Annotated in this window: 29 protein-coding genes; 16 read left to right on the forward strand and 13 right to left on the reverse strand. The window is 36.8% G+C overall.

Features of this window, described 5'->3' with window-relative positions:
* Positions 1 to 86 precede the first annotated feature (86 nt).
* A complete protein-coding gene (locus QF042_RS15005; protein ID WP_307529755.1) occupies positions 87 to 872 on the forward strand; it encodes a murein L,D-transpeptidase catalytic domain family protein in 786 nt (261 codons plus the stop codon).
* On the opposite strand, the gene QF042_RS15010 is transcribed toward QF042_RS15005, so the two are convergent.
* Complete coding sequence (locus QF042_RS15010; RefSeq protein WP_307529757.1) at positions 869 to 1312, reverse strand: hypothetical protein; 444 nt, start codon at positions 1310 to 1312, stop codon at positions 869 to 871. The genes QF042_RS15005 and QF042_RS15010 overlap by 4 nt on opposite strands.
* Positions 1313 to 1514: 202 nt before the next feature.
* Between QF042_RS15010 and QF042_RS15015 the strand changes: the two genes are divergently transcribed.
* The gene (locus QF042_RS15015) at positions 1515 to 3368 is read left to right on the forward strand and encodes a DNA topoisomerase 3 (RefSeq protein ID WP_307529759.1); all 1854 of its coding nucleotides are present in this window, start codon (positions 1515 to 1517) and stop codon (positions 3366 to 3368) included.
* Between the two features lie 52 nt (positions 3369 to 3420).
* Here the strand turns inward: QF042_RS15015 and QF042_RS15020 are convergent, their stop codons facing one another.
* The 4 genes from QF042_RS15020 to QF042_RS15035 form a co-directional block, all read right to left on the reverse strand.
* On the reverse strand, positions 3421 to 5334 hold the full coding sequence (locus tag QF042_RS15020; protein WP_307529761.1) for an AAA domain-containing protein: 1914 nt from the start codon (positions 5332 to 5334) through the stop codon (positions 3421 to 3423).
* Positions 5335 to 5489: 155 nt separating this feature from the next.
* Positions 5490 to 5873 (reverse strand): DUF3037 domain-containing protein, encoded by a 384-nt coding sequence (locus QF042_RS15025; protein WP_307529763.1) that lies wholly within the window; start codon positions 5871 to 5873, stop codon positions 5490 to 5492.
* Positions 5851 to 6663 (reverse strand): HipA family kinase, encoded by an 813-nt coding sequence (locus tag QF042_RS15030; RefSeq protein ID WP_373459072.1) that lies wholly within the window; start codon positions 6661 to 6663, stop codon positions 5851 to 5853. The genes QF042_RS15025 and QF042_RS15030 overlap by 23 nt, the downstream gene beginning before the upstream one ends.
* Positions 6664 to 7116: 453 nt before the next feature.
* Entirely contained in the window at positions 7117 to 7305 is a 189-nt protein-coding gene (locus QF042_RS15035; protein ID WP_307529765.1) for a hypothetical protein, read from the reverse strand.
* Between the two features lie 109 nt (positions 7306 to 7414).
* On the opposite strand from QF042_RS15035, the gene QF042_RS15040 reads away from it, so the two are divergent.
* From QF042_RS15040 to QF042_RS15050, 3 genes are read left to right on the forward strand one after another with little or no spacing between them, the layout of a single operon-like run.
* A complete protein-coding gene (locus tag QF042_RS15040; protein WP_307529767.1) occupies positions 7415 to 7795 on the forward strand; it encodes a hypothetical protein in 381 nt (126 codons plus the stop codon).
* A gap of 45 nt (positions 7796 to 7840) precedes the next feature.
* Positions 7841 to 8044, forward strand: coding sequence for a KTSC domain-containing protein (locus QF042_RS15045; RefSeq protein WP_307529768.1), 204 nt, complete (start codon positions 7841 to 7843; stop codon positions 8042 to 8044).
* Position 8045: 1 nt separating this feature from the next.
* On the forward strand, positions 8046 to 8780 hold the full coding sequence (locus QF042_RS15050) for an endonuclease (RefSeq protein ID WP_307529770.1): 735 nt from the start codon (positions 8046 to 8048) through the stop codon (positions 8778 to 8780).
* A gap of 202 nt (positions 8781 to 8982) precedes the next feature.
* On the opposite strand, the gene idi is transcribed toward QF042_RS15050, so the two are convergent.
* The 4 genes from idi to QF042_RS15070 form a co-directional block, all read right to left on the reverse strand.
* A complete protein-coding gene (gene idi, locus QF042_RS15055) occupies positions 8983 to 9525 on the reverse strand; it encodes an isopentenyl-diphosphate Delta-isomerase (RefSeq protein ID WP_307529772.1) in 543 nt (180 codons plus the stop codon).
* On the reverse strand, positions 9526 to 10362 hold the full coding sequence (locus tag QF042_RS15060) for a phytoene/squalene synthase family protein (protein WP_307529774.1): 837 nt from the start codon (positions 10360 to 10362) through the stop codon (positions 9526 to 9528).
* Entirely contained in the window at positions 10346 to 11251 is a 906-nt protein-coding gene (locus QF042_RS15065) for a MerR family transcriptional regulator (protein ID WP_307529775.1), read from the reverse strand. Before QF042_RS15065 ends, QF042_RS15060 begins: the two co-directional genes overlap by 17 nt.
* A 199-nt stretch (positions 11252 to 11450) precedes the next feature.
* Positions 11451 to 11726 (reverse strand): hypothetical protein, encoded by a 276-nt coding sequence (locus QF042_RS15070; protein ID WP_307529777.1) that lies wholly within the window; start codon positions 11724 to 11726, stop codon positions 11451 to 11453.
* A 288-nt stretch (positions 11727 to 12014) separates the two neighbouring features.
* On the opposite strand from QF042_RS15070, the gene QF042_RS15075 reads away from it, so the two are divergent.
* The 10 genes from QF042_RS15075 (at position 12015) to QF042_RS15120 (ending at position 19379) form a co-directional block, all read left to right on the forward strand.
* Positions 12015 to 12755: a LytTR family DNA-binding domain-containing protein gene (locus QF042_RS15075; RefSeq protein WP_307529779.1), complete on the forward strand. Its 741-nt coding sequence runs from the start codon at positions 12015 to 12017 to the stop codon at positions 12753 to 12755.
* A 94-nt stretch (positions 12756 to 12849) separates the two neighbouring features.
* Complete coding sequence (locus tag QF042_RS15080) at positions 12850 to 13932, forward strand: sensor histidine kinase (protein ID WP_307529781.1); 1083 nt, start codon at positions 12850 to 12852, stop codon at positions 13930 to 13932.
* 162 nt (positions 13933 to 14094) lie between these two features.
* On the forward strand, positions 14095 to 14847 hold the full coding sequence (locus QF042_RS15085) for a LytTR family DNA-binding domain-containing protein (protein ID WP_307529783.1): 753 nt from the start codon (positions 14095 to 14097) through the stop codon (positions 14845 to 14847).
* Between the two features lie 131 nt (positions 14848 to 14978).
* Positions 14979 to 15332 (forward strand): two-component system response regulator, encoded by a 354-nt coding sequence (locus QF042_RS15090; RefSeq protein ID WP_307533302.1) that lies wholly within the window; start codon positions 14979 to 14981, stop codon positions 15330 to 15332.
* 10 nt (positions 15333 to 15342) lie between these two features.
* On the forward strand, positions 15343 to 15972 hold the full coding sequence (locus QF042_RS15095) for an autotransporter outer membrane beta-barrel domain-containing protein (RefSeq protein WP_307529785.1): 630 nt from the start codon (positions 15343 to 15345) through the stop codon (positions 15970 to 15972).
* A 126-nt stretch (positions 15973 to 16098) separates the two neighbouring features.
* Positions 16099 to 17472 (forward strand): exonuclease domain-containing protein, encoded by a 1374-nt coding sequence (locus tag QF042_RS15100; protein WP_307529788.1) that lies wholly within the window; start codon positions 16099 to 16101, stop codon positions 17470 to 17472.
* A gap of 16 nt (positions 17473 to 17488) precedes the next feature.
* On the forward strand, positions 17489 to 17824 hold the full coding sequence (locus tag QF042_RS15105; protein ID WP_307529789.1) for an MmcQ/YjbR family DNA-binding protein: 336 nt from the start codon (positions 17489 to 17491) through the stop codon (positions 17822 to 17824).
* A 300-nt stretch (positions 17825 to 18124) separates the two neighbouring features.
* Positions 18125 to 18541 carry a VOC family protein gene (locus tag QF042_RS15110; protein WP_307529791.1) on the forward strand — a complete coding sequence of 139 codons (417 nt, stop codon included), beginning with the start codon at positions 18125 to 18127 and terminating at the stop codon, positions 18539 to 18541.
* Between the two features lie 83 nt (positions 18542 to 18624).
* A complete protein-coding gene (locus QF042_RS15115; protein WP_307529793.1) occupies positions 18625 to 18942 on the forward strand; it encodes a helix-turn-helix transcriptional regulator in 318 nt (105 codons plus the stop codon).
* A gap of 2 nt (positions 18943 to 18944) precedes the next feature.
* The gene (locus tag QF042_RS15120) at positions 18945 to 19379 is read left to right on the forward strand and encodes an SRPBCC domain-containing protein (RefSeq protein WP_307529796.1); all 435 of its coding nucleotides are present in this window, start codon (positions 18945 to 18947) and stop codon (positions 19377 to 19379) included.
* Positions 19380 to 19729: 350 nt separating this feature from the next.
* Here the strand turns inward: QF042_RS15120 and bioA are convergent, their stop codons facing one another.
* From bioA to QF042_RS15135, 3 genes are read right to left on the reverse strand one after another with little or no spacing between them, the layout of a single operon-like run.
* Complete coding sequence (gene bioA, locus QF042_RS15125) at positions 19730 to 21037, reverse strand: adenosylmethionine--8-amino-7-oxononanoate transaminase (RefSeq protein ID WP_307529798.1); 1308 nt, start codon at positions 21035 to 21037, stop codon at positions 19730 to 19732.
* Between the two features lie 2 nt (positions 21038 to 21039).
* The gene (locus tag QF042_RS15130; protein WP_307529800.1) at positions 21040 to 21492 is read right to left on the reverse strand and encodes an NUDIX domain-containing protein; all 453 of its coding nucleotides are present in this window, start codon (positions 21490 to 21492) and stop codon (positions 21040 to 21042) included.
* Positions 21479 to 22465, reverse strand: a complete 987-nt coding sequence (locus QF042_RS15135) for a cation diffusion facilitator family transporter (protein ID WP_307529802.1) — start codon at positions 22463 to 22465, stop codon at positions 21479 to 21481. The genes QF042_RS15130 and QF042_RS15135 overlap by 14 nt, the downstream gene beginning before the upstream one ends.
* 113 nt (positions 22466 to 22578) lie before the next feature.
* Here QF042_RS15135 and QF042_RS15140 point away from each other — a divergent pair, with 113 nt between their 5' ends.
* The gene (locus QF042_RS15140; protein WP_307529804.1) at positions 22579 to 23775 is read left to right on the forward strand and encodes a pyridoxal phosphate-dependent aminotransferase; all 1197 of its coding nucleotides are present in this window, start codon (positions 22579 to 22581) and stop codon (positions 23773 to 23775) included.
* Between the two features lie 442 nt (positions 23776 to 24217).
* Here the strand turns inward: QF042_RS15140 and QF042_RS15145 are convergent, their stop codons facing one another.
* Entirely contained in the window at positions 24218 to 25462 is a 1245-nt protein-coding gene (locus QF042_RS15145; protein WP_307529806.1) for an ABC transporter permease, read from the reverse strand.
* Positions 25463 to 25607: the final 145 nt, after the last annotated feature.

Below are 25607 nucleotides of genomic sequence, written 5' to 3' on the forward strand. Positions count from 1 at the left end.
TATTTGCAACACTACAAAATTGTTTTGGGCAACATTTGAACGCAAAAACCGTATAAATAACTCAATATCAAACTAAACCATACTGAATGAAGAAATACATCCTGGACATTGCTACGATTTTTTTAGTGGGTATGAGCATTGTCGGAACAAGTTGGAAAGCGGTGGAGCTTCCAAAAACACAAAAAGAAGTAGTTAAGCAAATAGCTGCAGATAGCCTATACAATCAATATATCTCGAATATTTACCACCAGGTTCATTTAGATTCTGCCGGATTAAGCGAACAGGTTTTTGAAAAAGCCTTAACCGGTTTTTATAACTTGAAATATTCTGGTCTGTTACATGCCAAATCTATCTTAACCATTGCCGATTTCGATCAGGAAAGCAGTAAAAAACGTTTATATATTATCGATCTGGCAAGCAAAAAACTCCTGTTGAATACCTGGGTGGCTCACGGACAGAACAGCGGCGGCGATAAACCATCCAATTTTTCCAATAACATCAATTCAAATCAGAGCAGTTTAGGCTTTTATTTAACTGGCGAAATTTATTATGGAAAACATGGCCGTTCGCTTAAACTGGATGGCATGGACCAGGGTTTTAACAGCAATGCAAGGGAAAGAGCTATCGTTGTGCATGGAGCAAGTTATGTAAGCCAAAAAAGCATCGATCAATTGGGCAGACTGGGCAGAAGCCAGGGTTGTCCTGCCGTTCCTGCTAAGCTGGCCGATCAGGTGATCAACACCATATCAGACCGGACAGTGCTTTTTATCAACAATTCTGATCAGCAATATAATTCTTCTTTTTTGAATGAAACATTGGCCGCAAGCGTCATTTTAAATCAAGAGCAAATATTAACGGCTCAAATGGATTAATGACGCTTAATATTTTTGGCGTTTAGGTTTTTAGGGAAGATCCAGGTAAAGATCGTTTTACAACTGGCGAGCAAATCCCAAACCCAACGGTTACTGTCTACCCCTGTTTCGCCGCAATCTACAACCTCGGCACGCTTGAGCAGTTTTTTAACCAAAGCCTGAATCCATTTTATTTGTATTATACGGTTGAAGGATAAACCCAGGTAATCGCAGTAAACATGTACCAGGATTTCTACGATAAGCGAAGCGTTAGAAATAGCCAGTGCTTTGCCGAAATGCTGTTCATAGTCGGCTTTAATTGTATTTACCATCAGCTCAAACCTTGCCTCTACTTTTCCATCAAGATAAGCCCAAAGTTGAGCATTACTATACACGCGGATTAATTGAGGCTCGAGCCTAACTTTAATTTTATTTCCTGCCAGTTCATAAATTTTATCCATTCATTAAAAATCAATTGTAGCGGTTAGATGGAGAAATTACCGAATTGTTAATCAATTCGATATAAAAATTGCTGATACAAATGATGGACAAAGTTATTTGATAATTGTTTACCAAAACGAGTGTTAAATAGCATTGTGAGTAATTTTTTTAATCTGTTGCCGATATTTTAATCATCTTTGGGCTTGAAAAGATAAGCCATTCATGAAGATTGTAATTGCAGAAAAGCCCTCTGTTGGTCGTGAACTTGCTAAAGTTTTCGGAGCAACCACCAGAAAAGATGGATACATTGAAGGCAAAGGATATTCTTTTACCTGGGCATTTGGGCATTTGTTACAATTGGCTCCCCCTCAGGACTATGGTTTTATTGGCTGGAGGAAGCAACATTTACCCATGCTTCCGCAAAAGTTTAAACTTGCTGTCAGGAAGATTAAAACAAAAGATGGTTTTGTAGAAGATCCGGCAGTTCGGAAACAATTAAACACCATTAAAAAACTTTTCGATGAGGCTAGCGAAATTATTGTGGCAACGGATGCCGGGCGTGAGGGTGAATTGATTTTCAGGTACATTTATTATTACCTGAAATGCAAAAAACCTTTCAAACGCCTTTGGATCTCTTCGCAAACAGATGAAGCTATAAAAGATGGATTCAGAAATTTAAAACCTGGAACAGATTACGATACTTTATTTAATTCGGCCCATTGCCGCTCAGAATCGGATTGGCTGGTGGGGATGAATGCTACGCAGGCACTCAGTATTTCTGCTGGCAACAGAACAGTTCTTTCGTTAGGACGGGTACAAACACCTACCCTGGCCATGATCTGCGCTCGTTTTCTGGAAATTAAAAACTTCGTACCTCAAACCTATTATCAGATCAGCATTTTACTTTCTAAAGATGAGCAGGTTTTTAAGGCTATATCAACTTCGAATTATAAAGAAAAGGAAGAAGTAGAAAAACTATTTGCGCTTGTTGAGGATGTGGCTTCTGGCTTTCCAACAGGCGGAAACATTACGGCTGTAGAAGCTAAGCCGAGAAAAGAACCACCACCGCTACTTCATGATTTAAGCAGTTTGCAGCAAGAAGCCAATAAGAAAAAGGGATATACTGCCGATCAAACACTTAATATCTTACAGAACCTGTACGAGAGTAAATTGGTTTCTTATCCCCGTACCGGATCGCGTTATATTGGCGATGATGTTTTTGCCGGCGTTCCGGATTTGATTGCAAAATTTACCGATCATGCTGATTTTGGAAAACAAGCACAGTTTCTGCAAACGATCACTTTAAACAAACGAAGTGTTAACGCTAAAAAAGTAACCGATCACCATGCTGTTTTACCTACCGGCGAACAGGCTTATGGGCTAAGTGCAGATAAACAAGCCGTATACGATATGGTTGTTGGGCGTATGATTGAGGCTTTTCACCAGGAATGTATTAAGGAATTAACCAAAATAACCATTCAATCAGGAGTTACTTTTGTGGCCAATGGAACGGTAATCCGTTCTGCAGGCTGGCGGGCTGTTTTTAACGACCCTGAAGATGATAAAAAGGATGAAGACAATGCGGCCCTACCAAAGGTTGCCGTTGGAGAACAATTGCCTATAACCGAAAAATCTCTTTTAGAAAAACAAACTAAACCTAAGCCCATGTATAACGAAGCTTCGTTATTAAAAGCGCTCGAAACGTGCGGCAAGGAGATTGAAGATGAAGAATTACGTTATGCCATGAAAGATAGTGGTTTAGGTACACCTGCAACGCGTGCATCCATTATCGAAACCTTAATCACCAGAGAATACATTACAAGGGAAAAGAGAAATCTTGTCCCTACCAATAAAGGACTAGCTGTTTACGAAGTGGTTAAAGATAAACAGATTGCACAGGCTGAGCTTACCGGACAGTGGGAAAAAAGGTTAGAAGAAATACGTTCTGGCTCATCGGTAAAAGATTTTAAATCTGAAATTACAGAATATACCAAAACCATTACGCACGAGCTGTTACTTGCAGGGGCAAGTATATCAGGCAAACTCGCAGAAGAAAAGAAACTGGAAAAGGTTTAGCATCAACTACTTCATAGAATGTCAAGCAGGTATAAAAAGTAACCATTTATGGCTATAACTCCATAAATTCCCAGGCGCTGTGGTAGGCGTCCAATTGTTCTGCATAATGGATAAACTCAGCATAAAAATTAGATTTCGATAATGTGGAGCTGTCGCCAATAATAACCAGCTTTTTCCTGGCCCTCGTCATGGCAACATTCATTCTTCTCGTATCTGATAAAAACCCTATGCTTCCATCGCTATTACTCCTGGTTAAGCTGATATAAACCACATCGCGTTCCTGCCCCTGAAAGCTATCAATGGTATTTACAGCAATCTTACTACGATATGGACTTAAAATTTCATTTTCCTGAACCAACGCATTTAAAATCTGAACCTGCTGTTTATAAGGTGAAACAATTGCAATGGATGGAAAAGCATCTGTTGTAGAATTTGCGGTTAAATTGCCAACCAGGTTTGTTAAATGTTTAACCAAAAATGCGGCTTCATCTGGATTGGTGGTACTTGTTCCATCTAACTTTTCGTCGAAACTACAACCTGCCGTATCGATAAATTGAATCGGCTGATCGCCAGTAAATAATAAATGATCGGCAACAGAGTGATGGGCTTTTAATTCATTTTTGTAAAATACCTGCGATGAATAACCCATAATATCTTTGTTCATCCTGTATTGCTCTTTTAACAACACAACCGACTCTGGATGAAGGTTCACCGTTTTTTCTAATAAAGTATTACTTAAGCCATTTCTGGCTGCTTCATTTGATTTTATAGTTGGTGAAAGTTGAAAATGATCGCCAGCCAATATTACTTTCTGTGCTTTTAAAATTGGTATCCAGCAAGCCGGTTCTAAAGCCTGTCCTGCCTCATCAATTACAATGGTATTATACTTTAAATTCCGAACGGTATAATGGTTAGCCCCTACCAATGTGGCAGTAATAATCTGTGATTTGGCAAACAGATTATCCATAATGTATTGTTCCGTTTTTTCTACTTCTTTTCCAATTTTATGTGCTTCGTCGAACAGCGCCTTCCTTTGGTCGCGTTCTGCTTTACCAAAACTCCGTTTATATTTGTGGGCCATGTTTTTATACTCACTGGCCTGTTTTTTTAAAGCCTTAATCGTTTTCATCTCCGGATGATCGGCCATTTGATGATCAAGAGTCGCCGCAAGTAACCTCTCAGAAACCCTTGCCGGGTTACCCACACGGATTACTTTCAGCCCTTCAGCAGCTAACTTCTCCGTAAGTAGGTCAACAGCGGTATTACTTGGCGCTACCACCAGAATTTTTTGATCATTGTGTTTAACCAACGATTTTATAGCATGCACCAGTGTTGTTGTTTTTCCGGTTCCTGGCGGACCATGTACCACAGCTAAATGATCGGCTGCAATAATTTTATTCACCGCTAATTGCTGTGAGTCATTTAGTGTATTTGGAATAATAAATTTCTCTTCTCCCTGAAATGAAGGTTTTTCTCCTTTCGTTAAAATGCGGATCAGTTTATTTTCTGATTCATTTTCTGCCAGCTGTGTAGCCTGCTTAAGGGCATTCTGCATTTCGTCGTAACTGTTATTATCAAAAAGTAAGTCTACACCGAGTTTGCCATCTCTTGTCCAGTCTGGCAATTCATCAACACGGAAGCTGATTTTCATCCTGCTACCACTTTGATGATTGATAGTCCCCTCTATCCTATCTTCTTTGGCATCGTGATTAGAAAACAATACCACAGCAGATCCAAAACGGAACTGATGAGAAAAATCCTGATGGGTAGTTCTTTCCAACTCTACAGTTAAATAGTCACCCCGGCCTATTTCGGTATTCCTGATTGCAATAGGATACCAGGTTAAACCCAAGGCCCTCCTATCGGCCGCCGAAGTATTTTCTGTAAGTTTTAAGTACGATTGTAAATCTTCGTTGCGTTCGGTATCAAGCAAATCCTGAAGTTTTTTGAAATATTCTTTTGGCAAGACGAAAGGGGTTAATTGTTTAAATTGGTTAATCGGTTAATTGTTAGATTTCTTTATTAATAACTGAAAACTGCCAATTGTAACCTGAGTGATTGTTTTAACTCAAAACTGTCTGATTCTAAAGGTATCAAACGCTTAGCGCCATACGCATAGCACTACAAAACAAGCTCCTGATGCAGTCTTAACAAAGTCTCTTCGGCATCATCGCAGAAGCCTGGATGTACTTTTGAGCATTGCACTACAGTACTTCTGGTTGCGGTAAGCCACCTAAACCGGGAAGCCTGATCGTACTGCCCAATGGGGCCTGATCCTTTTGCAGCCGCACTTATTCTTTCAAATGCGCTTAAGTTCTCTTTTAGCGCTTCTAGATCTACCTCAGCAGAAAAAGCCATTATTCTTTTCTCATCTAAGGCAAAAATACTTTTTAAAAACTTTTGCTTCGCACAAAACAAAATAATGCCCACATTAATAAATTCTTCACGTTCTACCCTGGGCATTACGCGAATCACAGCATACTCAAATAAGAATTTCCCTTGCATGCTGTGCTTCTTTTAAAAATATAGTTGAATGAGCTAATCTGGTAGTAAGGAAATGTGTATAAGCATTGCGATGTTCCACTTTGCTTTCAAAATTCGTTTCGCCTTCCAGCCAGTCATCAGGAATTAAATTAATAACCGCTTCTATTTTTTCGCGACTAAGTAGTTTACTAAACTCTTCATTTACAGTATCCAATTCAGTAGCCCAGGGTAACAATACATGGTCTTTTACCAAAAAGAAAGGTTTAATAGCCTGCTCTTCCCAATTTTGCCAGGAATGATGAAAATATAATGCAGCACCATGGTCTATTAACCAAAGTTCTTTATGCCACAGTAACATATTGGTGTTTCTGCAGGTACGGTCCATGTTGGTTAAAAAACAATCAAGCCATACAATCTGCGAAGCAAGTTTGGCATCCACCGTAGTTACCGTTGGATCGAATGTTATTGCTCCAGATAGATAGTGCAACGCCAAATTTAAGCCAACGCTGGCCTTTAGCAGATCCTGGATTTCTTCGTCTGGCTCTGTTCTCCCAAAAGCTTCATCTAAATTGGCAAAAACCAATTCAGGTACACGTAAACCTAAATAGCGGGCTATTTCACCGCCAATTAATTCAGCAATTAAAGCCCTGGTACCTTGTCCTGCTCCTCTAAATTTCAGTACATATAAAAAGTTATCATCAGCCTCAGCAATAGCGGGCATAGAGCCACCCTCGCGTAAAGGCGTAACATACCTGGTTACATTTACCGTTCTAAGTTGTAAATCGTTCATATCTGCAGATAGAATGGCCATTTATTTTATTTAGGCACAATTCTAAACTTGCTGCAAATTTAGCAGAATTCCAACAATAAATTGGTCAAAGTTTAGTCGTAAAGATCCTGATGAAATCTAGCGATCAACCGTTAAAAAGTAATAGCTTTTTTTTGAAGCGCAAAGCCTGCAACCATTAGCAAGGTTCAGTCTTGATGGCTTGGACCCGTATTTTAGTCTGAAGTCCAAAGTCTGAAGTCCAAAGTCGGTAGTATTGAGTCAATTGTTGAGAGTAGACTGCCTACTGCAAGGAAAACTGACATAATAGCAAAAACCTGAGTAAGCTAAACCCGACCATAGTGAAATGCCCTCGATTTTTCATCGGGGCAGAAACGGGGGCGGAACTACCTTAAGCTAAGAACCACTGAAATTGCTTTCCAAATCATAGAGATGATCATTTATAGTTAACCATTTCCTGTGCATACGGTAACCCAGCTATTCATGCCCTAAATAAGCATTTCCAGCAGGAGTCATGGATGATGACCATTGTACCGAATCCCGGTTAATTTTAATCAGGCCCATGCTTTCTAATTCTTCATACTCTTCTTCCATCCCACCTAAAACCGAAGAACTAACCTGTTGATTGATTACCTCAAGTAGAGATATGATTTCTGATCTTTCCATAATAAATAATTAGATATGTTTTAATTAACATAAATATAATCAAAATGTTTATCGCTTAATAAACATTTTCAATGGTTTAAGGTTGTATTGATACCCCAATTTGATTACTATGGAAACACACCTCTATTACCTCTTTATTATAGCTTTGCCTGTAGCTTGCATAGCCTGGACAGTTACCAAAGAAGAAATTTTCAAAGAGGCGCGTGAATTCTGTATAGACCGTTCTAAAAACTGCAATCAGCTGGCGAAAAGAAAATTCTTTTATGTATTTACATGCGAATACTGCTTTAGCCATTATGTAACCCTGATTCTGCTTTTTATTACAAAATTCACTTTAATTTACCCGGATTGGCGTGGCTACATTATTTCTTTTTTTTCGATAGTATGGATTGCAAATGTTTATATGAGCCTATACAACATTATCCGTATCGATTTGAAAAAGGAAAAGATCAAAGTTCAGAAAGAAGAATCAACACTTAAAAACGATTGAAACCATTTGTAATGGCAGCTGTTTTTAAGGTATAATCTGATATTTATGCCATCGTCAGTGATCAAATATTTTAGTTATGATGCTGCTACCGAAGCATTGAAAATCACCTTTGTAACCGATATGGTTTACCTCTATAAAAATGTTCCTGAACGCATGTATAAAATGTTAAAGGCTTCGGGATCGAAAGGAAGATATTTTAACCGCCACATAAAAGATAAATTTAAATTCCAGAAACTGGAGGAGGAATAATATGCCCGAAGGCCCGTCTATCGTAATATTAAAAGAGTTAATTAAGGAGTTACATTTGGGGAAACCTGAGGTATTGGAGGTAACAGGCTATGTAAAAAACCTCGATAAAGATAGATTGCTCCACAAAAAAATTCAGGATTTCAAAAGTTGGGGAAAACATTTCCTGATTTGTTTTAGTGATTTCACAATACGGATCCATTTTATGCTGTTTGGCAGCTATTCAATTAACGAGCGCAAAAAAGCACCATTACAACTAGGGCTTATATTTAAAAAAGATGAACTAAACTTTTATACCTGTAAAGTAGATTTGCTAGAGGGAAATGTTAATGAACTTTACAACTGGGAAAACGACGTCATGGCCGACGAATGGAATGGCCAAGCAGCTCTAAAAAAATTAAAAGAAATGCCAGATGCTATGGTTTGCGATGTATTGCTCGATCAGCAGATTTTTAGTGGTGTAGGCAATATTATTAAAAATGAAGTTTTATATCGCATCCGAATACATCCCTTAACTAAAATAGGGAATTTATCTCCGGCAAAACTGCAATCGCTGGTTAAAGAAGCCAGAAACTATAGCTTCGACTTTTTAAAATGGAAAAAAGAATATACTTTAAGCAAACATTGGGAAATTTATAACCAAAAGGAATGCCCGCTTCATCATATAATTGAGAAAAAGGAATTGGGCAAAACCCACCGGCAAACCTATTATTGCAACCAATGCCAAAAACTATATTAATAGGTGAAAAATATTTTCCTACTCAAAAATTCCATTCAAAAAACATAAACTACTAAAAATTAATAGTTTACTTTATTGCATCACTTTTTTCCGAACACTGAACTATAATCTTAAAGTAAAAGAAATGATAAACTTTTAGGATTTTTGTAAACTAGTCTTATATTTGTCCTCGAGAGCGTTAATTTAGATACGGGTATATGGCTTAGGCTGTATGCCCGTTTTTTGTTTTAGCAGTTGATGCATGCGCTACAACCTGATCTAAACAAATTCTTAACCAGGGTGTATAGGCGCCTGGATTAACAGCAATATCTTGTGTCAACGTTTCCAAATCCATATACTTAAAGGTTTCTACTTCATCATGGTTTATAACTGGTAATTTATCACTCATACCAAAAAAAACGTGATCTATCTCATGTTCCGTTAAGCCATCTTCAAATATTGCTTTATAGGTAAATTTAAACAGATAGTTCAATTCGCAATCCATCCCCATTTCTTCCATCAATCTCCTTTTTGCTGCGTGGATATTACTTTCTCCAATCCGGGGATGACTGCAACAGGTATTCGTCCATAAGCCCCCTGAATGATATTTACTTAGTGCTCTTTGTTGCAGCAACAATTCGCGTTTAGAATTAAAAATAAAAACAGAAAAGGCACGGTGTAATACACCTTTTTCGTGTGCTTCCATTTTATCCATCTGCCCTTTCGGCACATCCTCCTGGTCAACCAGAATAACTTGCTCTTCCATTCAAATTACATTTAACTTATTACGGATAAGCGAATCAAACATTAAACCAACTTTATGGGTGTTTGAAATTCTTATCCTTTCAGTCATAATTTTTTCAGCACTTAAACGCTTTATCTTGGCGAATAATTTTTTATAATAGATATAAGACAAATATACCCCATTTCTGGAAGCTGTAGGCAACAGCTTAATACCGGTTAATGCGATAGCAAATTCTGTTTCAATTTCTTCTTCAATTTCTTTTTTCTGATGATCGCAGAAAAGTGCTAGATTAACATTGGGAAAATAATTACGGCTAAGGGTTTGATGATCGGCTTTAACATCCCTCAAAAAATTAACCTTCTGAAATGCAGAACCCAATTTCATGGCATAAGGTTTCAATTGTTCGTAATCTGCACCGCTGCCATGGGTAAAAACTTTTAAGCACATCAACCCTACTACTTCTGCAGAACCTAAAATGTATTCGTTGTAAAGTTCGGGCGTATATTTTTGGGTAGAAAGATCCATCTCCATACTTCTGAGAAAAAGAACAATCAGCTCCTGATCTATCTGGTATTGATTTACAACCCTTTGAAATGAATTTAAGATGGGGTTTAAACTAATGCCCAGGTTAATGGCTTCGAAAGTATCCTCCTTAAATTTATCCAATAAAAAATTCTTGTCATAATGATGGAAGCTATCTACAATTTCATCTGCTAAACGTACAAAGCCATAAATAGCATGTATGGGTTGGCGCAGTTCTTTACCAAGAAAATAAATACCATAAGAAAAGCTGGTACTATACAACTTAGTGGTAAGCCGGCTACAATCGGCAGATAGTTGATCAAAAATTTCTTTCATGTAAAACAGGGTATTGTATTGTTTTTTCAAATTCGTCGAGTGTTTTAAACCAGTTGATGTGATCGATATTGTTTAGTTTACCGATAACCTGACCATTTCCGGCAAGATGGATTTTAGCGGATGAGCATATTTCAGATAATTCATCTATGTATTTTTGTGCTGCAGGCGCCAATCTGGATTTTATCATAAAAAGCAAAACATGGTCTACATTCAATGTCGAAAATACACGCTTAATAGAATCCAGCGGAACTTTGCTTCCTAAAAAAATAACTTGGTGATGATGCATCCTCAGCATATAACTGGCAAAAAGCAGCCCAATTTCGTGATCCTCGTCTTCTGGCAAAAAAAGCAGCCAACTTTTGCCAGCATGCCTTGTTAACGGAAGACTATCGATATGGGTAAATAATTTTTGACGGATAATGTTTGATAGAAAATGCTCGTGAGCGGGACAAATATCGTCTTTTTGCCACATTAACCCCAAACGAACCAACAATGGATACATAATTTTCCGGTAGCAATCAGAAAGTCCCAACTGATCAATACCTTGATCAATTAAATGATTAAAAGCGTGCTCATCGAAAGCTAAACCATACCGGATAAGTTGTGAAACATAATAGTCATCTTGCTTATCATCAGAAGGATAAGAAAATTGCTGATCGAGGAGTTTATCAATCGCCTCATCTGAGAGGCTGCAGATTTTAGAAATTTTTAAGCCGCTTTTATTTAAACTTACAATGTTTAATAGTTTTCTGAGCTGCTTATCATCATATAAACGCGTATTGCCTTCAGATCGCATCGGACTCAGCGCATTGTACCGTTGTTCCCAGATCCTGATGGTATGGGAATGAATGCCCGAAAGCTGTTCAAGATCTGAAATGGAGTAAATCATTATTTTGTTTAAATATATTAAATAAAATCTAAACAAAAAAAAATAAGAAAAAGTTTTTTACTAAACGTGCAACCGATGTATTGTCGGATATTTCGGTGTTGATGGTTTAATTTAGGCCATATACATTAAATGGTCCTATTAAAACATAGTAAACTGAACCGTAGGTTACGGTTAAATTAGAAAAGAGTGAAGCGATATATTAAAATGCTTTTTCGGTAAGTAATACACCTTTTTCACCATTACCTGTTTCTATGGTATGTACGTGTTTGTACGAATGGCTTAAGAAATCGTAGCCATGCTCCCTTTGTTTAATAGCCACTGTGCTTACCGGATAATTTAAGTTAGTTTGCATGCACTGCAAACTGCCGTTGGCCAGCAGAAGAAAATCACAGTCGTAACCTTGCTCCTGCAGTTCAATAACCTTTTTGGTAATAGATACGTTTAATCTGTTGGTGGTGCGGATTCTATTTTTCATGGGATATTGTTTTAGGTAATAGGGATAATTATTTTGGTTATTAAATACATCTATTACTAACTACGATTCAAAATGCAATATATTGTTATACAAGCAATTAAATTATTTTGTTTTATTTATTTCGCAAAAAAAATCATTGTCGATTTTTGCTAATCATGTTTCTTGCAGGAAAAAAACATATACGTATCATATTTACTACAAAAACCGACTAAACATCATTACAGGCCTAAAATAATTTCTTTATTTAAAAAGCAACCTATAATTTCGCTTAACCTTAAAACACACCTAATGAAATTAACATGTATCGTAATTGATGACGACATTCACGCCGTCAACGGTATAAAATCATACATCAATAATCTCACAAACATTCATTTAATAAAATCATATACCGATCCGTTACAGGCATTAAACGAAATTACAGCAGGAGATCACGTTGACATTGTTTTTATAGATGTTGATATGCCTATGATTTCAGGATTAGAACTATCAAAGGCAATCAGACATAAAACGAACAAATTAATTTTTACCACATCCCATTCTAAATATGCCTATGAAGCTTTTGAAATGAATGCAAATGCTTATTTATTAAAACCATATACCTTTGCCCGTTTCGCGGAGACCATCAACAGGTTATTTCCCCATAGCCCCGGCTTACCAAATGTTAGTATTAGGCAAGAGGATGACTATTTCTTTGTGAGGAATAAAAATGAGAAGAACAATTTGATTAAAGTAAGGTATACCGATATCGTTGCGGTAGAAAGTCTGCAGAACTATGTCCGGATTTTTACCTTAAACGAAACGATTGTATCATACATTGCCTTATCAGAGATAAAAATTATTTTAAAAGACTATCAGAATTTTGCCCAGGCACACCGCTCGTTTATTATCGCTAAAAACTACATTGAAAAAGTAGAGGGTAATACCTTAAAAATGATCAATGATTTAACCATCAACATTGGAAATAGTTACCGGGAGAGCATACAGGATTACATCAAAGAGAAAACGATTAAAACTAATCGCTCTTAAACTAATTTTTTAGTATTTTCGTTATCTAACAATTAAACGCTTACGGTTTTATTGTTCAGCATACATACATAGCCGTTCCTCAATTAATTAGCCAATGACGCTTATCGCTAAAAAAACCAAATTATACAAAATTTTAAGCTGGTTTCCCGACAAAAGACTTCACATTTTAAGTTGGACCATATTCATATTTTACGAGGCCATAATCGTTGGCATCTTTGTTGGCAGATTCTCTACACTGAGCACTTATATTATTTTTTATAGTTTAAACATCGCTACGTTTTATTTCCATGCGCACGTAATTTTGGCTTTTGCCCTAAAAAAAATTAAGGAAAGATGGTGGAAATTACCCCTGTTTATTTTACTCGAACTGGGCGCTTATTTAATACTAACGGTTTGTTTAGATTATATCGTAATTCACTACACGGATTATAATGGTCCTATTAAACTGATATTTAACGCGGCTTTTTTTGCTGCGCCGATTTATCGTGCCATATACTTTATGTGTTTTGCTACCAGTTACTATTTTCTCCTTAATTTTCTCGAAGAACGAAAAAAGATTGAAGACCTGGAAAAACAACGGTTAAATAACATTATCCAAATAGCTAAATCAGAAAATGCCTTTTTAAAAGCACAAATACAGCCTCATCTGTTATTTAATACTTTAGATTTTATTTATCAAAACGCTAAGGATTCTGCTCCGGTTGCTGCAGAAGCCATTCATTCTCTTGCAGAGATGATGCGCTATTCGGTTGACAGCAATAAGGATAAAGAATTTATTTTGCTTGATGAGGAAATTAACCAGGTAGAAAACCTCATCAACCTGCATCAGCTTCGTAAAGATCACCATGTACAGCTCCGTTTCTGGTACGATGATGAAATACGTCACACTAAAATCATTCCTTTAGTATTAATCACTTTGGTAGAAAATATGTTTAAGCATGGCGAGCTGCTTACACCATCACATCCTGCTGAAGTGAGTTTGAGAATTGAAAATGGTCAACTTATTATAGAAACTTCAAACTTAATAAAGGCAGTTAAAGATAACTCAGGATTAAGTTCTGGAATGGAAAACATAAAGAAGCGTTTAGCTTACACCTACGGCAAAAATGCCAAATTCAACTACTTTGCTGATTCCAACCAGTATTTCAAAGTAATTTTGGTTATTATTGTTAAATAGGAAGCCTGCTTAATAATTTTAGCCAAAAATTTCAAATTACACAATAATCTCAAAAGAAAAGCTGATTTTCCTTGCCGAATACGTAAAAATCTGTTTCAAATGTATTTTTTTTTCCATTTTACTAGTTGAAATTGTAATTTGCATCCACTAAACCTATAAAAAATGTCAATAAGTTGTATTGCTATTGATGATGATCCTCATTCTCTGGAGAGCCTGATAGCATATATAGATAAGCTACCTGATTTAAAGCTTACTCAAACTTTTACTGAACCGCTCCAAGCCCTGGCAGAAATATCGGTATCTGATCCTGTTGACATTATCTTTATGGATGTTGAAATGCCTTCACTTTCCGGAATCGAACTGGCAAGCCTGTTAAGGCAAAAAACAAAACACCTGGTTTTTACTACAGCCCACCCAAGTTATGCCATCGATGCTTTTAAGGTTGATGCGGATGCTTATTTGCTCAAGCCCTACTCTATTTTACATTTTGCCAAAACTATAAACAGCCTTTACCCAACTGGAAAAAAAGCACAAAATCCTTTTTCCATTTTCGATGATCATTTCTTTTATATCCCATTACAAGGAGAAAATGGCGACCTGGTAAGGATAGATCTGAATGAGTTGATTGCAGTAGAAGAAATGGGAGAAGATATTCAGTTTAAAACTACAAAAAATGCTTTTTTAAGTTCAAAATCTAACTTTATCAAGACTTTGAAAATGCTAAAAGAACATTCCGCTTTTATTCAGGTTAACCCTACTGTTTATATTGCAAAACAGCATATCAAGAGTGTACTTGGCAACAAAATACTACTTTCTGGCGAAACATCTTTTACAGTTTCAGGCACATATATAGAACTTTTCGCAAATTTTATTAAGAACAATTTGCTGCAAGAAAAACCCCGCCCAACACCATAATACAGTCTTTAATAGCCTACCGTCAGTACTCCAATCAATTTTAATGCATATTCAAAACATTACGTCTAAAAATTTGTATTAGGATAGGTCTATTTATTATTAAATTAATTGATTTATCTGTTTTGAAAAGAGTGTTGATTGTGGATGATGATCCAGATGTATTAGAAGTTTTCCAGGATGTATTAGAAACTGAACATTATGAAGTTTATCCACTACTATCGCCACGGTATATTTTTAAAACGATAAAAGATTTTAGTCCCGATCTGATTATTCTAGACATTATGTTGAATGGAATGGATGGTCGTGCTGTGTTTAAAGAGCTAAGGTTAAATCCTGAGACAGCGCACATACCCATTATTATGGCATCGGCAAGGTATGATGAAAATTATATTGCATCACAAAAATATCATCCCGATGATTATTTAGAAAAACCCTTTAACATGGCAGATTTACTCCAAAAGGTAAATGCTTTAACCGAAAATTAAAAAATCAGATATGAAATTAAAATTACTATTATCTCTTCTGTTGTTATGTACAACAGTATCAATCAAAGTAAAAGCACAAAACAGACCGGATAAACTCTATTCCATGAGTGGAATTGGATTTGCATTCCCTATGGGTGAAACTTCAGATTATTTTAAGCCAAAATTTTCAACATCATTAGGTTTAAATTTAGGTTTAGGCGATGGCGGTTTATTCCTCTATCCAAAGGTAAGTTTGCATGCTTTCACTTTTAACCAGATTACTCCTGATGCAGGATATACTTATACCCTGCAAAAAGGAAGAGCAACCACCTATTTATTAAATGTGGCATTAGGTTACCGTAAGATTGTAAATAAATGGGCATTTTATGGTTTTGCAGGTGCCGGTGGCGGATTTATCCTTACGCCCCAGGTAGCGGTTAATATATCAACTTTGCAGGTTACCCAGGATAATAAATCAAATGGTTTAGGCATTGCTGAAGGTGGGGCCGGTATCGAATACAATATTGGCGGTGCTAATTTATTTGTGGAGGCCAGTTACATGTATGGCTTTAGTAAAATCCAGAACAGGGCTTTTAACACGGTACCAATCTCTGTTGGTATTAAACCTAATTTAAGCAAACTGCTCAATAAACTTAAATAACAGTCACATACAAAATACAGGAGCGGTTACGTTAAATACGTAGCCGCTTTTTTTGTGCTAAAGAAATAATCAAAATTATTTTCATACTAATTATTTTAGCATAGATTTGTATTTCAAATTAATTTAATGTTATACGCAGTTGTAGATATCGAAACCACTGGTGGTCATGCCTCAGCAAATGGTATTACCGAGGTTGCCATTAACATCCATGATGGCAATGAAATAGTTGAATCTTACACTACTTTAATTAATCCGAAGCAGCCTATACCCGTTTACATTACGGCGCTTACAGGTATTGATGATAACATGTTAATGGATGCCCCAACTTTTGGTGACGTTGCTTTACAGATTTATCAACTATTAAACGATAAAATTTTTGTGGCACACAATGTAAACTTCGATTATTCTTTTTTGAAGCATCATTTGGCAGCTGCAGGATATGATTTACAATGCAAAAAGCTGTGTACTGTACGCTTGAGCAGAAAACTAATTCCGGGAAAATCTTCTTATAGTTTAGGAAAACTTTGTACAGCCTTAGAGATTCCAATTCAAAATCGACACCGGGCAGCCGGAGATGCAGATGCAACAAGTATCCTTTTCAATTTATTACTGCAACACGACCAGGAAGGCATAATAGCAGAAATGCTGAAAAAAACATCAAAAGAACAAGTTTTACCACCTCACTTAGATAAAGCTTCTATTTTGAGGTTACCCAACAGGCCTGGCGTATATTATTTTAAAGATAGTAAGGGCAAAATTATTTACGTTGGAAAAGCAAAAGACCTTAAGAAACGTGTGACCAGTCACTTTACCGGTAATACCCCCAACCGGCAGCGCCAGGATTTTTTACGTACTATTCATCATGTAGACCATGTAATTTGCGGCACCGAACTGATGGCCTTAATATTAGAAGCCAACGAAATTAAACGCCTTTGGCCTGAAAACAACCGGGCAATGAAACGTTATGAACACAAATATGATTTATATGTTTTCGAAGATCAAAACGGTTATTTGCGTTTAGCGATCGATAAACATAAAAAGAACAATAACGCCCTGCAGAGTTTTAACAGTTTATTGGAAGGTTATAATTTTTTAAATCAACTGGTTAATAAGTACCAACTTTGTGCAAAGCTCTGTTATTTGCAAAAAACAGCAACCAAATGTTATGCGCATGAAAATGGCCAATGTTTTGGTGCATGCAGTGGAATAGAAACCGTGGCCGTTTACAACAAAAAGCTAAATGCAGCATTAAGTGACGTTCAAAACCAGCAACCAAGTTTTGCACTGGTAGATGATGGCAGAAAAGAAGAAGAATTTAGCTGTTTGGTTGTTGAAAACGGAAAGTTTTATGGGATGGGTTATTTTACAGACAAAAATTACTTATCAGATGGATTGGCTCCCATCAAAAACAACTTATCTATCTATCAATCCAATAGTTATATTTTAAATTTAATTCTGAATTACGCAGAACAACATCCACAGAAATTGTATAAATTGTAATTATTAATTACACGCCATGGATTCATCAATTTTTATAGCACATTGTCTGTCTTTTGATGAAGCTCTTGAACAGCCACATTTCGAAAAAACTTCTTTCCGGGTAAAGAAAAAGATCTTTGCTACACTAGATCTTCAAAAAAAGCAGGCGACATTCAAATTATCAGCAATTGATCAATCTGTTTTTTGTGATTATGATCCAAACAATATATGGCCGGCTACCGGAGCCTGGGGTAAACAAGGCTGGACTATTTTTGACCTGGCAGAATTAACAGATGAAATGATCATCGATGCGCTTACACTTTCTTATAGTAACGTAGCACCTAAAAAGCTTTCCGAAAAATACAAACGTTAAGTGAATCATCCCTAAGTAACATGCCTAAACTTAGTGAGCTATAATGCCCTTAAATGCCTTACATGGTAAAATTAGCAATAACTTCACTTACCAATAAGCCTATAAAAAAACAGAGGCTAAGCACTGTGCTTTATTAGGCGCAACATGCCTCAATGCTTAAACCATATAAGGAATAGAAGAAAATATAAGCCGATCACGATAGCCTAAATTGTCTCAAATAGCCCTGTAAATTTTCTTTTTTAGCAAGGACAATTCCATTGCTGCTTACCTATCTTTACTTACACCAAAATATAAAACATTATGACAAAATCACTTTGGATAAATCTTCCGGTAAAGGACATTAATAAGTCTAAAGCATTCTTCACACAACTTGGTTTCACCCTTAACCTGCAATATGGCGCCCGCGAAGATTCGGCCTGCTTTTTAGTAGGAGAAAGTAATTTAGCCATTATGCTTTTTGAAGAAGCTTTGTACGAAGGTTTTGCAGGAACCAGCATTGCCGATAAACGCCATGGTGGCGAAGTATTATTTTCTTTTGATGCAGAAAGTCCGGAAGAAGTAGATGATCTGGCGGAAAAAGTGGTAGCTGCCGGTGGTACACTTTATGGCGAGCCTGGTTACAAAGATGGCTGGATGTATGGTTGCGGTTTTATTGACCTGGATGGACAAAGGTGGAGTATTCTTTATATGGATATGAGCAAAATGCCCTTAGGTTAGTTTTAACTAAAAAATAAACTAAAATTTGCGTAAGCAATTACTTACACTTATATTTGTAAGCAATTACTTACGCAATTATTTTTATGAGAAGAGATGTATTTCAGGCCATTGCCGATCCTACCCGAAGAGAAATCATCAACCTGATTGCTCATCATACTTTAAACCTAAACGCCATAGCCGAAAATTTCAATATGAGCCGTCCTGCCATTTCACAGCACATTAAAGTTTTAACGGAATGCGGTTTGGTAGAAATTACACAACAAGGCCGTGAACGGTACTGTAATATACAATTTCAAAAACTCGCAGAAGTATCTAAATGGGTAGAACAATACCGTACTTTTTGGACAAGCAAATTAGACGCTTTAGAAATACACTTATCAAAAGAAACTAAATCAAAATAAAGATGAAAAACGAAGCAATTATTGTAGAACGGGTATATAACGCCCCTATCGAAAAAGTTTGGAAAGCTTTAACCGATAATAATGAAATTAAACAGTGGTATTTTCAATTGGAAAACTTTAAACCAGAAGTGGGTTTTAAATTCGAGTTTTCCGGAGGCCCTGATGATGGACCGCAATATTTACATCTCTGCGAAATAACAGAAATTGTTGAGGGCAGGAAGCTCGCTTACACCTGGCGATACGATGGCTATCCGGGCAATTCTGTTGTTAGCTGGGAGTTATTTGAACAAGGCGAGCAAACCAGATTAAAATTAACACATAGCGGCGTAGAAAGCTTTGCTGAGAACGGCCCTGACTTTGCTAAAACAAGTTTCAATGGTGGCTGGACTTATTTTGTTAACGATGCGCTTAAAAACTATTTAGAACCTGAAGCTTAGTCTCACTCGTTCGTCATTCTGAATTTATAGTGAAGTCAGGTGTTACCACCTGACTTAGCATCTATCTAAAAGATTTAATGAAGTGTAAGATGGTAACATCTTACACCACAGGTATTCCCAACTTGATAGGAATCTTAATGTTCTAGCTTGATTTGTAAATTACTTTAAGATTCCCGCCTGCGCGAGAATGACGACCTCTCTAAAGGTATTTATCAATAGTAGCGTAGTTAAAAGAAAATCTTTCTTGATTTTTTTTAACGTAAAGGTCTTTGACTCCGCTCAGACTGACAAGTGCCTCAAACTAAGTTCTAATTATTGGATATAGCGTCTCGCTACGACCCTAAAACTACTTATACTTCTTCTAAAGCCGATTTTATCGCTGCATAAATATATTCCAGATCTTCATCGCTGATTATATATGGAGGAAGAATATAGATAATATTTCCCAATGGCCGCAATATAATTCCCTTATCTAAAAAGTAAGCATACAATACATTACGTAGATTACTTAAATAAGAAGTTTCATTTCCTGTTTCCCACTCAATTGCAATAATGGTTCCCGTTTGCCTAATGGCTTTAACTTTAGGATGCGCTTTAATTTCTTTCAGAAAAACAGCATGTTTGGCTTCTACCCGTTTGATATTCTGAAGCGTTTCGCTTTTTAGTAAAATATCTAAACTCGCTAAAGAAGCAACACAAGCAATCGGGTTTGCGGTAAAAGAGTGCCCATGGTAAAGCGTTTTTAATTTATCATCACTTAAAAATGCTTCAAAGATCTCCTTTGTACAAGTGGTTACGCCTAAAGGCATTGTTCCGCCTGTTAAACCTTTGCTTAAACAAATAATGTCAGGCTTATTCATTAATTTCTCGCAGGCGAAGTAAGTTCCCGTTCTACCAAAACCCGTCATTACCTCATCGGCAATAGTTAAGATTTCTGCTTCTTTGCAAGCTGATAAAAGTTGATCCAAATATTTAGCCTCGTACATGAGCATTCCACCAGATCCTAGAATAAGTGGCTCGAAGATAAAACAAGCCACCTCAGTTTGGAGTTGGGAGATTCTAGTTTGGAGAGCCAAAATATTATCTTCGTTAGGCAGATCGATAAACTCGACATCAAATAATAAACTATTAAAAGCATCAGTAAAAATACTGCGGCCACTAACAGACATGGCACCGAAAGTATCACCATGATAGGCATTTTTAAAGGCCAAGATTTTCGTTTTTGGTGTGCCTTTATTGTCCCAGTACTGCAGGCACATTTTTAAGGCTACTTCTACCGCCGTTGATCCGTTATCAGTATAAAAAACTTTATCTTGTTTGCCTGGCAATATGGGCAAAAGCCTTTCTGCAAGCAATACAGCGGGCTCATGCGTAAAACCTGCAAAAATTACGTGCTCCAGCACATGGAGCTGTTCTGCTACTTTTTGTGCAATATAAGGGTGTGAATGACCATGAATATTAACCCACCAGGATGAAACCGCATCGATATATCTTTTTCCATTTTCATCAAACACATAAACGCCCTCGCCCCTAACAATCGGAATGTGGAGTAGCGCATTCTTCATTTGGGTATAAGGATGCCAGATGACCTTTTGATCGCGTTCAGTTAAATTGAGTTGGGAGCTTGGAGTATAGAGTTTGGACGAATCGGGAATCATGATTATAATTTAACTGAATATTGATTTTTTAAAAGCTGAGTGACGGTTTTGTCTGTCTTAAAGGTGATATCTTCAATATTTAAATCTTCAATTTTCACCCACCTAAAAGCCTGAAGAATTTCACCTTCTCCGTCGAAATCGTAAATGGTATCTTTAAAAGCCAATTGCAAAGGGGCTTTTTCGCTAACAATATAATACACGCTAATAACCTGGCTATCGTTAAATGATGATTTTTCAAAAAAATCTGTGGTATAAAAATGAGATAATACTTCAATTTCAGCACCACACTCTTCCATAAACTCACGTTTTAATCCATCAATTAAACCTTCACCAAACTCTAATCCGCCACCAGGAAACTTACTGAAACGAAAGCCATATTCCTCTTCATCACTCACCAAAACCTCATTATTCTGGTTAATTAACAATCCATAAACCCTAACATTAAAGTAGCTCATTTTCGAAATGCTTTTTATTTTTGATTACGATTTCAGGTGTCCACACAATTTCTTTTCTAAAAGCCTCAGCCCTAACAGGGCATTCGCTCATGTGGCAATAATGACAGCATGCGGGCAAGCAAGGATCTGCGTGAATAAAAAGCTCTGCTTTACGAAAGCCATTTTTGTTGATCAGTTCATCAATCTGTGAAATTTCGCGGTGAACTTTATTTAAATCAAAATAATACGGCAAGGTTACGTGGCAATCAATATGAAATTCAGGGCCATACTGCTGCGTACGCAGATTGTGCACATCGATCCAGGGGTTGTGTCTGTTCTTTTGCAACACATCAACTACTTCTTCAACAAGGGTAAAATCACTTTCATCCATTAAGCCACCCACCGAACCACGGGTAAGTTTATAACCAGAATAAATGATATAAAAGCCTACTAAAAAAGAAAGTAGGCTATCTAGCCAAATAATATTTGTTAATTGAATTAATATTAAGCCAATAACAATCGCGCCACTGGTATAGGTATCAGTTAACAAATGTTTGCCATCAGCCTGCAAAGTAACCGAATGTTCATCTTTACCTACGTTTATAAGGTATAGGCCAACAATCAGATTAATCAGGCCCGTAATACCAATAATTAACGTTCCGGTTAATAGCTCACCCACCACATGAGGATAGATAAGGTTGTACGATGATTTGAAAATAATAACCACTCCCGCAATCAGAATCAATATCCCTTCAACAAAGGCGGAGAAAAACTCAACTTTTCCATGTCCATAAGGATGATTTTCGTCTCGGGGTTGCGTACTAAGGTAGATACTATAAAAGGCAAAACTGCCTGCAATTACGTTTACAATACTCTCTGCCGCATCTGTTAAGATCGCATTTGAACCCGTAATAAAATACGCAACAAACTTGGCCAACATCAGCACCACACTCACCACCAGAGAAATTATTATTGCTTTCTTTTTTACCGACACAAGAATATTTTTTTCAAAAATACGCTTATCGAATAAATTAAATGAGAAAAACTATGTCTTTTTTAGTGCAGAATAATATTTGGTTTATATATTTGCGGTCAAAGTAATTAACCATGAGCACCTTATCCAAAAGAATCAACAGTTTATCAGAATCTGCAACCCTTAAAATGACCAAACTTGGCCGCGAATTAGCGTCTAAAGGCATTAACATCATTAGTTTAAGTGTTGGCGAACCCGATTTTAATACACCCGATCACGTAAAAAATGCCGCTAAAAAGGCATTAGATGAAAATTATACACGTTATTCGCCGGTACCGGGCTACCCAGACCTGCGCCAGGCGATCGTAAACAAATTAAAAACAGAAAACAACCTGGATTATGATATTTCTCAGATTGTTGTTTCAACCGGTGCAAAACAATCGTTATCGAATGTTATTTTAACTTTAATTGATCCAGGTGATGAAGTAATTATCCCAACACCTTATTGGGTTTCCTATTCAGAAATGGTAATCCTGGCAGAAGGAAAATCTGTTTTTATCGATACGGATATCGAAAGTGATTTCAAAATCACACCTGCGCAATTAGAAGCAGCCATTACCCCAAAATCGAAATTATTTATGTTTTCTTCCCCTTGTAATCCAACAGGTTCGGTTTATAACAGAGAAGAATTAGCAGCGCTGGTTGCCGTTTTCGAAAAATACCCTGATATCTATATCTTATCTGATGAGATTTATGAGCACATTAACTTTGTTGATAAACATGAATCTATTGCTCAATTCGACAGCATTAAAGACCGTGTAATCATTGTTAACGGTTTCTCTAAAGCTTTCGCCATGACGGGCTGGAGATTAGGTTATATCGCCGCTAATAAAGAAATCGCAGCCGCTAACGATAAATTACAAGGGCAAACTACTTCCGGAACCTGTTCTATTGCACAAAGAGCCGGAATTGTTGCTTACGAGCAAGGTTTAGCCAGTGTTTTAGAAATGAAAGAAGCATTTTTACGCCGTAGAGAATTGGTTTACAATTTGTTAAATGAAATTCCTGGTGTAAAAACAAATCTTCCTGAAGGGGCATTTTACTTTTTCCCGGAAATCAGCGCTTTCTTCGGTAAAAAAGATGCTGATGGAAACGTAATTAAAGATTCATCTGATCTGGCTTTATATTTATTAAATGTTGGCCACGTAGCAACAGTTGGTGGCGATTCGTTTGGTAACAACAACTACATCCGTTTATCTTACGCAGCATCTGACGAAAGTTTAGTTGAAGCGTTAAGAAGAATAAAAGAAGCTTTAGGTAAATTAGCCTAACCAGTTTGCAATTGGCTATTTTCAGTTAATAGTCATTAAACAAAACCCCTCGTTAATTAAAATTTAGCGAGGGGTTTTTATTTGAGTAATCGTCATCTCGACTGTAGCTTATCGATTAAGCATCTATTTTTATTTACTAATGGTATGCTTGCTTGTTTCACAGGTTTTATCGAAAGCGAAATGGAGAGATCTTTTTCTATAGATTTAGCTTCGCTGAGCCTTCGGGTTCTAGACTCCGTTTCACTCCGCTCGAAATGATGATATAGTGAGTTATATTGTCTTCTATTTTTTTTGAAACGAAAGCAAGCATTTCATCGGAGAATCCAGTCCTTCTTTCCGTTATAAGTCCTCGCTGCGCTGCGGGCTTCCACTGCAATAAGGTTTATTTACCTCAGAAAGTGCAGAAAACTGCTAATTGCAAACTAAAAACTGCAAACTGAAATTAACTTCTAATCGCTTCAACCGGATCTAACCTTGATGCTGAATAGGCTGGCCAAAAACCAGAGATGGTGCCGATAATAATCGATATTCCAATACCTAAGGCAATATTATTTAAGCCCAGTATAATATGGAAATCTGTGGCCGCACCAATGCCCAAAGCGAGCAGAAAGACCAGTAATAGCCCCAGCAAGCCACCTAAAATACAAAGCGAAATCGATTCAAATATGAATTGAAGCAAAATAAAGTAGTTTTTCGCACCCAACGATTTTTGGATACCGATAATATTGGTACGTTCTTTTACCGAAACAAACATGATATTGGCAATGCTAAAACCGCCAACTAAAATCGAAAACCCGCCAATTACCCAACCAGCAATATTTACCATTTTAAACATCGAATCTAATTGATTTGAAATAATGGTGGTTTTATTTAGTGCAAAATCTTCTTCCTGGCCCGGCTTAATTCTATGGATGGAGCGCATTAAACCTTGCAATTCGCTTTCTACCTCTTCTAAGCTCACATTATCTTTACCGCGAACGGTAATTTGCGGACCATAACGCTCACTTTGAATATCTAAAACACCTTTTGCAAAGGCAATTGGAATATTTACGTTTTTATCAAGAGAAGTACCTAACATATCTTCTCCTTCTTTCTTGAAAACACCAACAACAGTTAATCTTCTTCCTAAAATCTGCACCTGTTTACCCACTGGCGCATCGCCATCAAAAAGTCCATCAGCAATATCAGAACCTAAAATACAAACAGGCGAGCCATTTTTACTTTCATTTTCAGTAAAATACCGGCCATCCTGAAGCTCAAAATTCCAGGTTTTATTAAAATCGTGTGATGCTGCCCATACCGAAATCCCTTCTACCGAGTTACTTCTGTATTTAATCGTTCTATCGTTAGTTGATATTTCGAAGGTAACACCTTGTGCATTTTCAATTCGCTCACGGAGGGCTTCGAAATCACGCAACGAAGGCTGAGGGCGGTTCATATATTTCCACCAAGGGTAATTATCGCCAAAGCTCCAGGGCCATTTTTGAATATAAATTGTGTTTGAGCCAAGCTTATCTACACTCGCCTGCAATTTACCACGAAAGGTATCAACTGCAGAGAATACAGCAATAATGGTAAAAATACCGATTGTTATAGCCAAAAGCGATAACATGGTGCGTAATTTATTTTGGCGCAACGCATCAAATGCAAAACGGAAACTCTCGCCTATTAGCCTAAAGATTATCATAATTAAAGGTTAGATGCAAAGCCTTTCAAAAGGTTACAGCTTATATTCAAAACTAATTAATTTTATGTCTACAATGCATTAATCGCTCTGTATTATTTGATTTAAAATGATTAAAACATAATATACTTGAAATGCGTTTGATAAA

It is taken from the genome of Pedobacter sp. W3I1, assembly GCF_030816015.1.
GTDB lineage: Bacteria > Bacteroidota > Bacteroidia > Sphingobacteriales > Sphingobacteriaceae > Pedobacter.

Bases quoted from the DNA above. Each gene is read 5' to 3' on its own strand.
- QF042_RS15005 (WP_307529755.1), top strand. From the start codon at position 87: ATGAAGAAATACATCCTGGACATTGCTACGATTTTTTTAGTGGGTATG.
- QF042_RS15010 (WP_307529757.1), bottom strand. From the start codon at position 1,312: ATGGATAAAATTTATGAACTGGCAGGAAATAAAATTAAAGTTAGGCTC.
- QF042_RS15015 (WP_307529759.1), top strand. From the start codon at position 1,515: ATGAAGATTGTAATTGCAGAAAAGCCCTCTGTTGGTCGTGAACTTGCT.
- QF042_RS15025 (WP_307529763.1), bottom strand. From the start codon at position 5,873: ATGCAAGGGAAATTCTTATTTGAGTATGCTGTGATTCGCGTAATGCCC.
- QF042_RS15030 (WP_373459072.1), bottom strand. From the start codon at position 6,663: ATGGCCATTCTATCTGCAGATATGAACGATTTACAACTTAGAACGGTA.
- QF042_RS15035 (WP_307529765.1), bottom strand. From the start codon at position 7,305: ATGGAAAGATCAGAAATCATATCTCTACTTGAGGTAATCAATCAACAG.
- QF042_RS15040 (WP_307529767.1), top strand. From the start codon at position 7,415: ATGGAAACACACCTCTATTACCTCTTTATTATAGCTTTGCCTGTAGCT.
- QF042_RS15045 (WP_307529768.1), top strand. From the start codon at position 7,841: ATGCCATCGTCAGTGATCAAATATTTTAGTTATGATGCTGCTACCGAA.
- QF042_RS15050 (WP_307529770.1), top strand. From the start codon at position 8,046: ATGCCCGAAGGCCCGTCTATCGTAATATTAAAAGAGTTAATTAAGGAG.
- idi (WP_307529772.1), bottom strand. From the start codon at position 9,525: ATGGAAGAGCAAGTTATTCTGGTTGACCAGGAGGATGTGCCGAAAGGG.
- QF042_RS15060 (WP_307529774.1), bottom strand. From the start codon at position 10,362: ATGAAAGAAATTTTTGATCAACTATCTGCCGATTGTAGCCGGCTTACC.
- QF042_RS15065 (WP_307529775.1), bottom strand. From the start codon at position 11,251: ATGATTTACTCCATTTCAGATCTTGAACAGCTTTCGGGCATTCATTCC.
- QF042_RS15070 (WP_307529777.1), bottom strand. From the start codon at position 11,726: ATGAAAAATAGAATCCGCACCACCAACAGATTAAACGTATCTATTACC.
- QF042_RS15075 (WP_307529779.1), top strand. From the start codon at position 12,015: ATGAAATTAACATGTATCGTAATTGATGACGACATTCACGCCGTCAAC.
- QF042_RS15080 (WP_307529781.1), top strand. From the start codon at position 12,850: ATGACGCTTATCGCTAAAAAAACCAAATTATACAAAATTTTAAGCTGG.
- QF042_RS15085 (WP_307529783.1), top strand. From the start codon at position 14,095: ATGTCAATAAGTTGTATTGCTATTGATGATGATCCTCATTCTCTGGAG.
- QF042_RS15095 (WP_307529785.1), top strand. From the start codon at position 15,343: ATGAAATTAAAATTACTATTATCTCTTCTGTTGTTATGTACAACAGTA.
- QF042_RS15100 (WP_307529788.1), top strand. From the start codon at position 16,099: ATGTTATACGCAGTTGTAGATATCGAAACCACTGGTGGTCATGCCTCA.
- QF042_RS15105 (WP_307529789.1), top strand. From the start codon at position 17,489: ATGGATTCATCAATTTTTATAGCACATTGTCTGTCTTTTGATGAAGCT.
- QF042_RS15110 (WP_307529791.1), top strand. From the start codon at position 18,125: ATGACAAAATCACTTTGGATAAATCTTCCGGTAAAGGACATTAATAAG.
- QF042_RS15115 (WP_307529793.1), top strand. From the start codon at position 18,625: ATGAGAAGAGATGTATTTCAGGCCATTGCCGATCCTACCCGAAGAGAA.
- QF042_RS15120 (WP_307529796.1), top strand. From the start codon at position 18,945: ATGAAAAACGAAGCAATTATTGTAGAACGGGTATATAACGCCCCTATC.
- bioA (WP_307529798.1), bottom strand. From the start codon at position 21,037: ATGATTCCCGATTCGTCCAAACTCTATACTCCAAGCTCCCAACTCAAT.
- QF042_RS15130 (WP_307529800.1), bottom strand. From the start codon at position 21,492: ATGAGCTACTTTAATGTTAGGGTTTATGGATTGTTAATTAACCAGAAT.
- QF042_RS15140 (WP_307529804.1), top strand. From the start codon at position 22,579: ATGAGCACCTTATCCAAAAGAATCAACAGTTTATCAGAATCTGCAACC.
- QF042_RS15145 (WP_307529806.1), bottom strand. From the start codon at position 25,462: ATGATAATCTTTAGGCTAATAGGCGAGAGTTTCCGTTTTGCATTTGAT.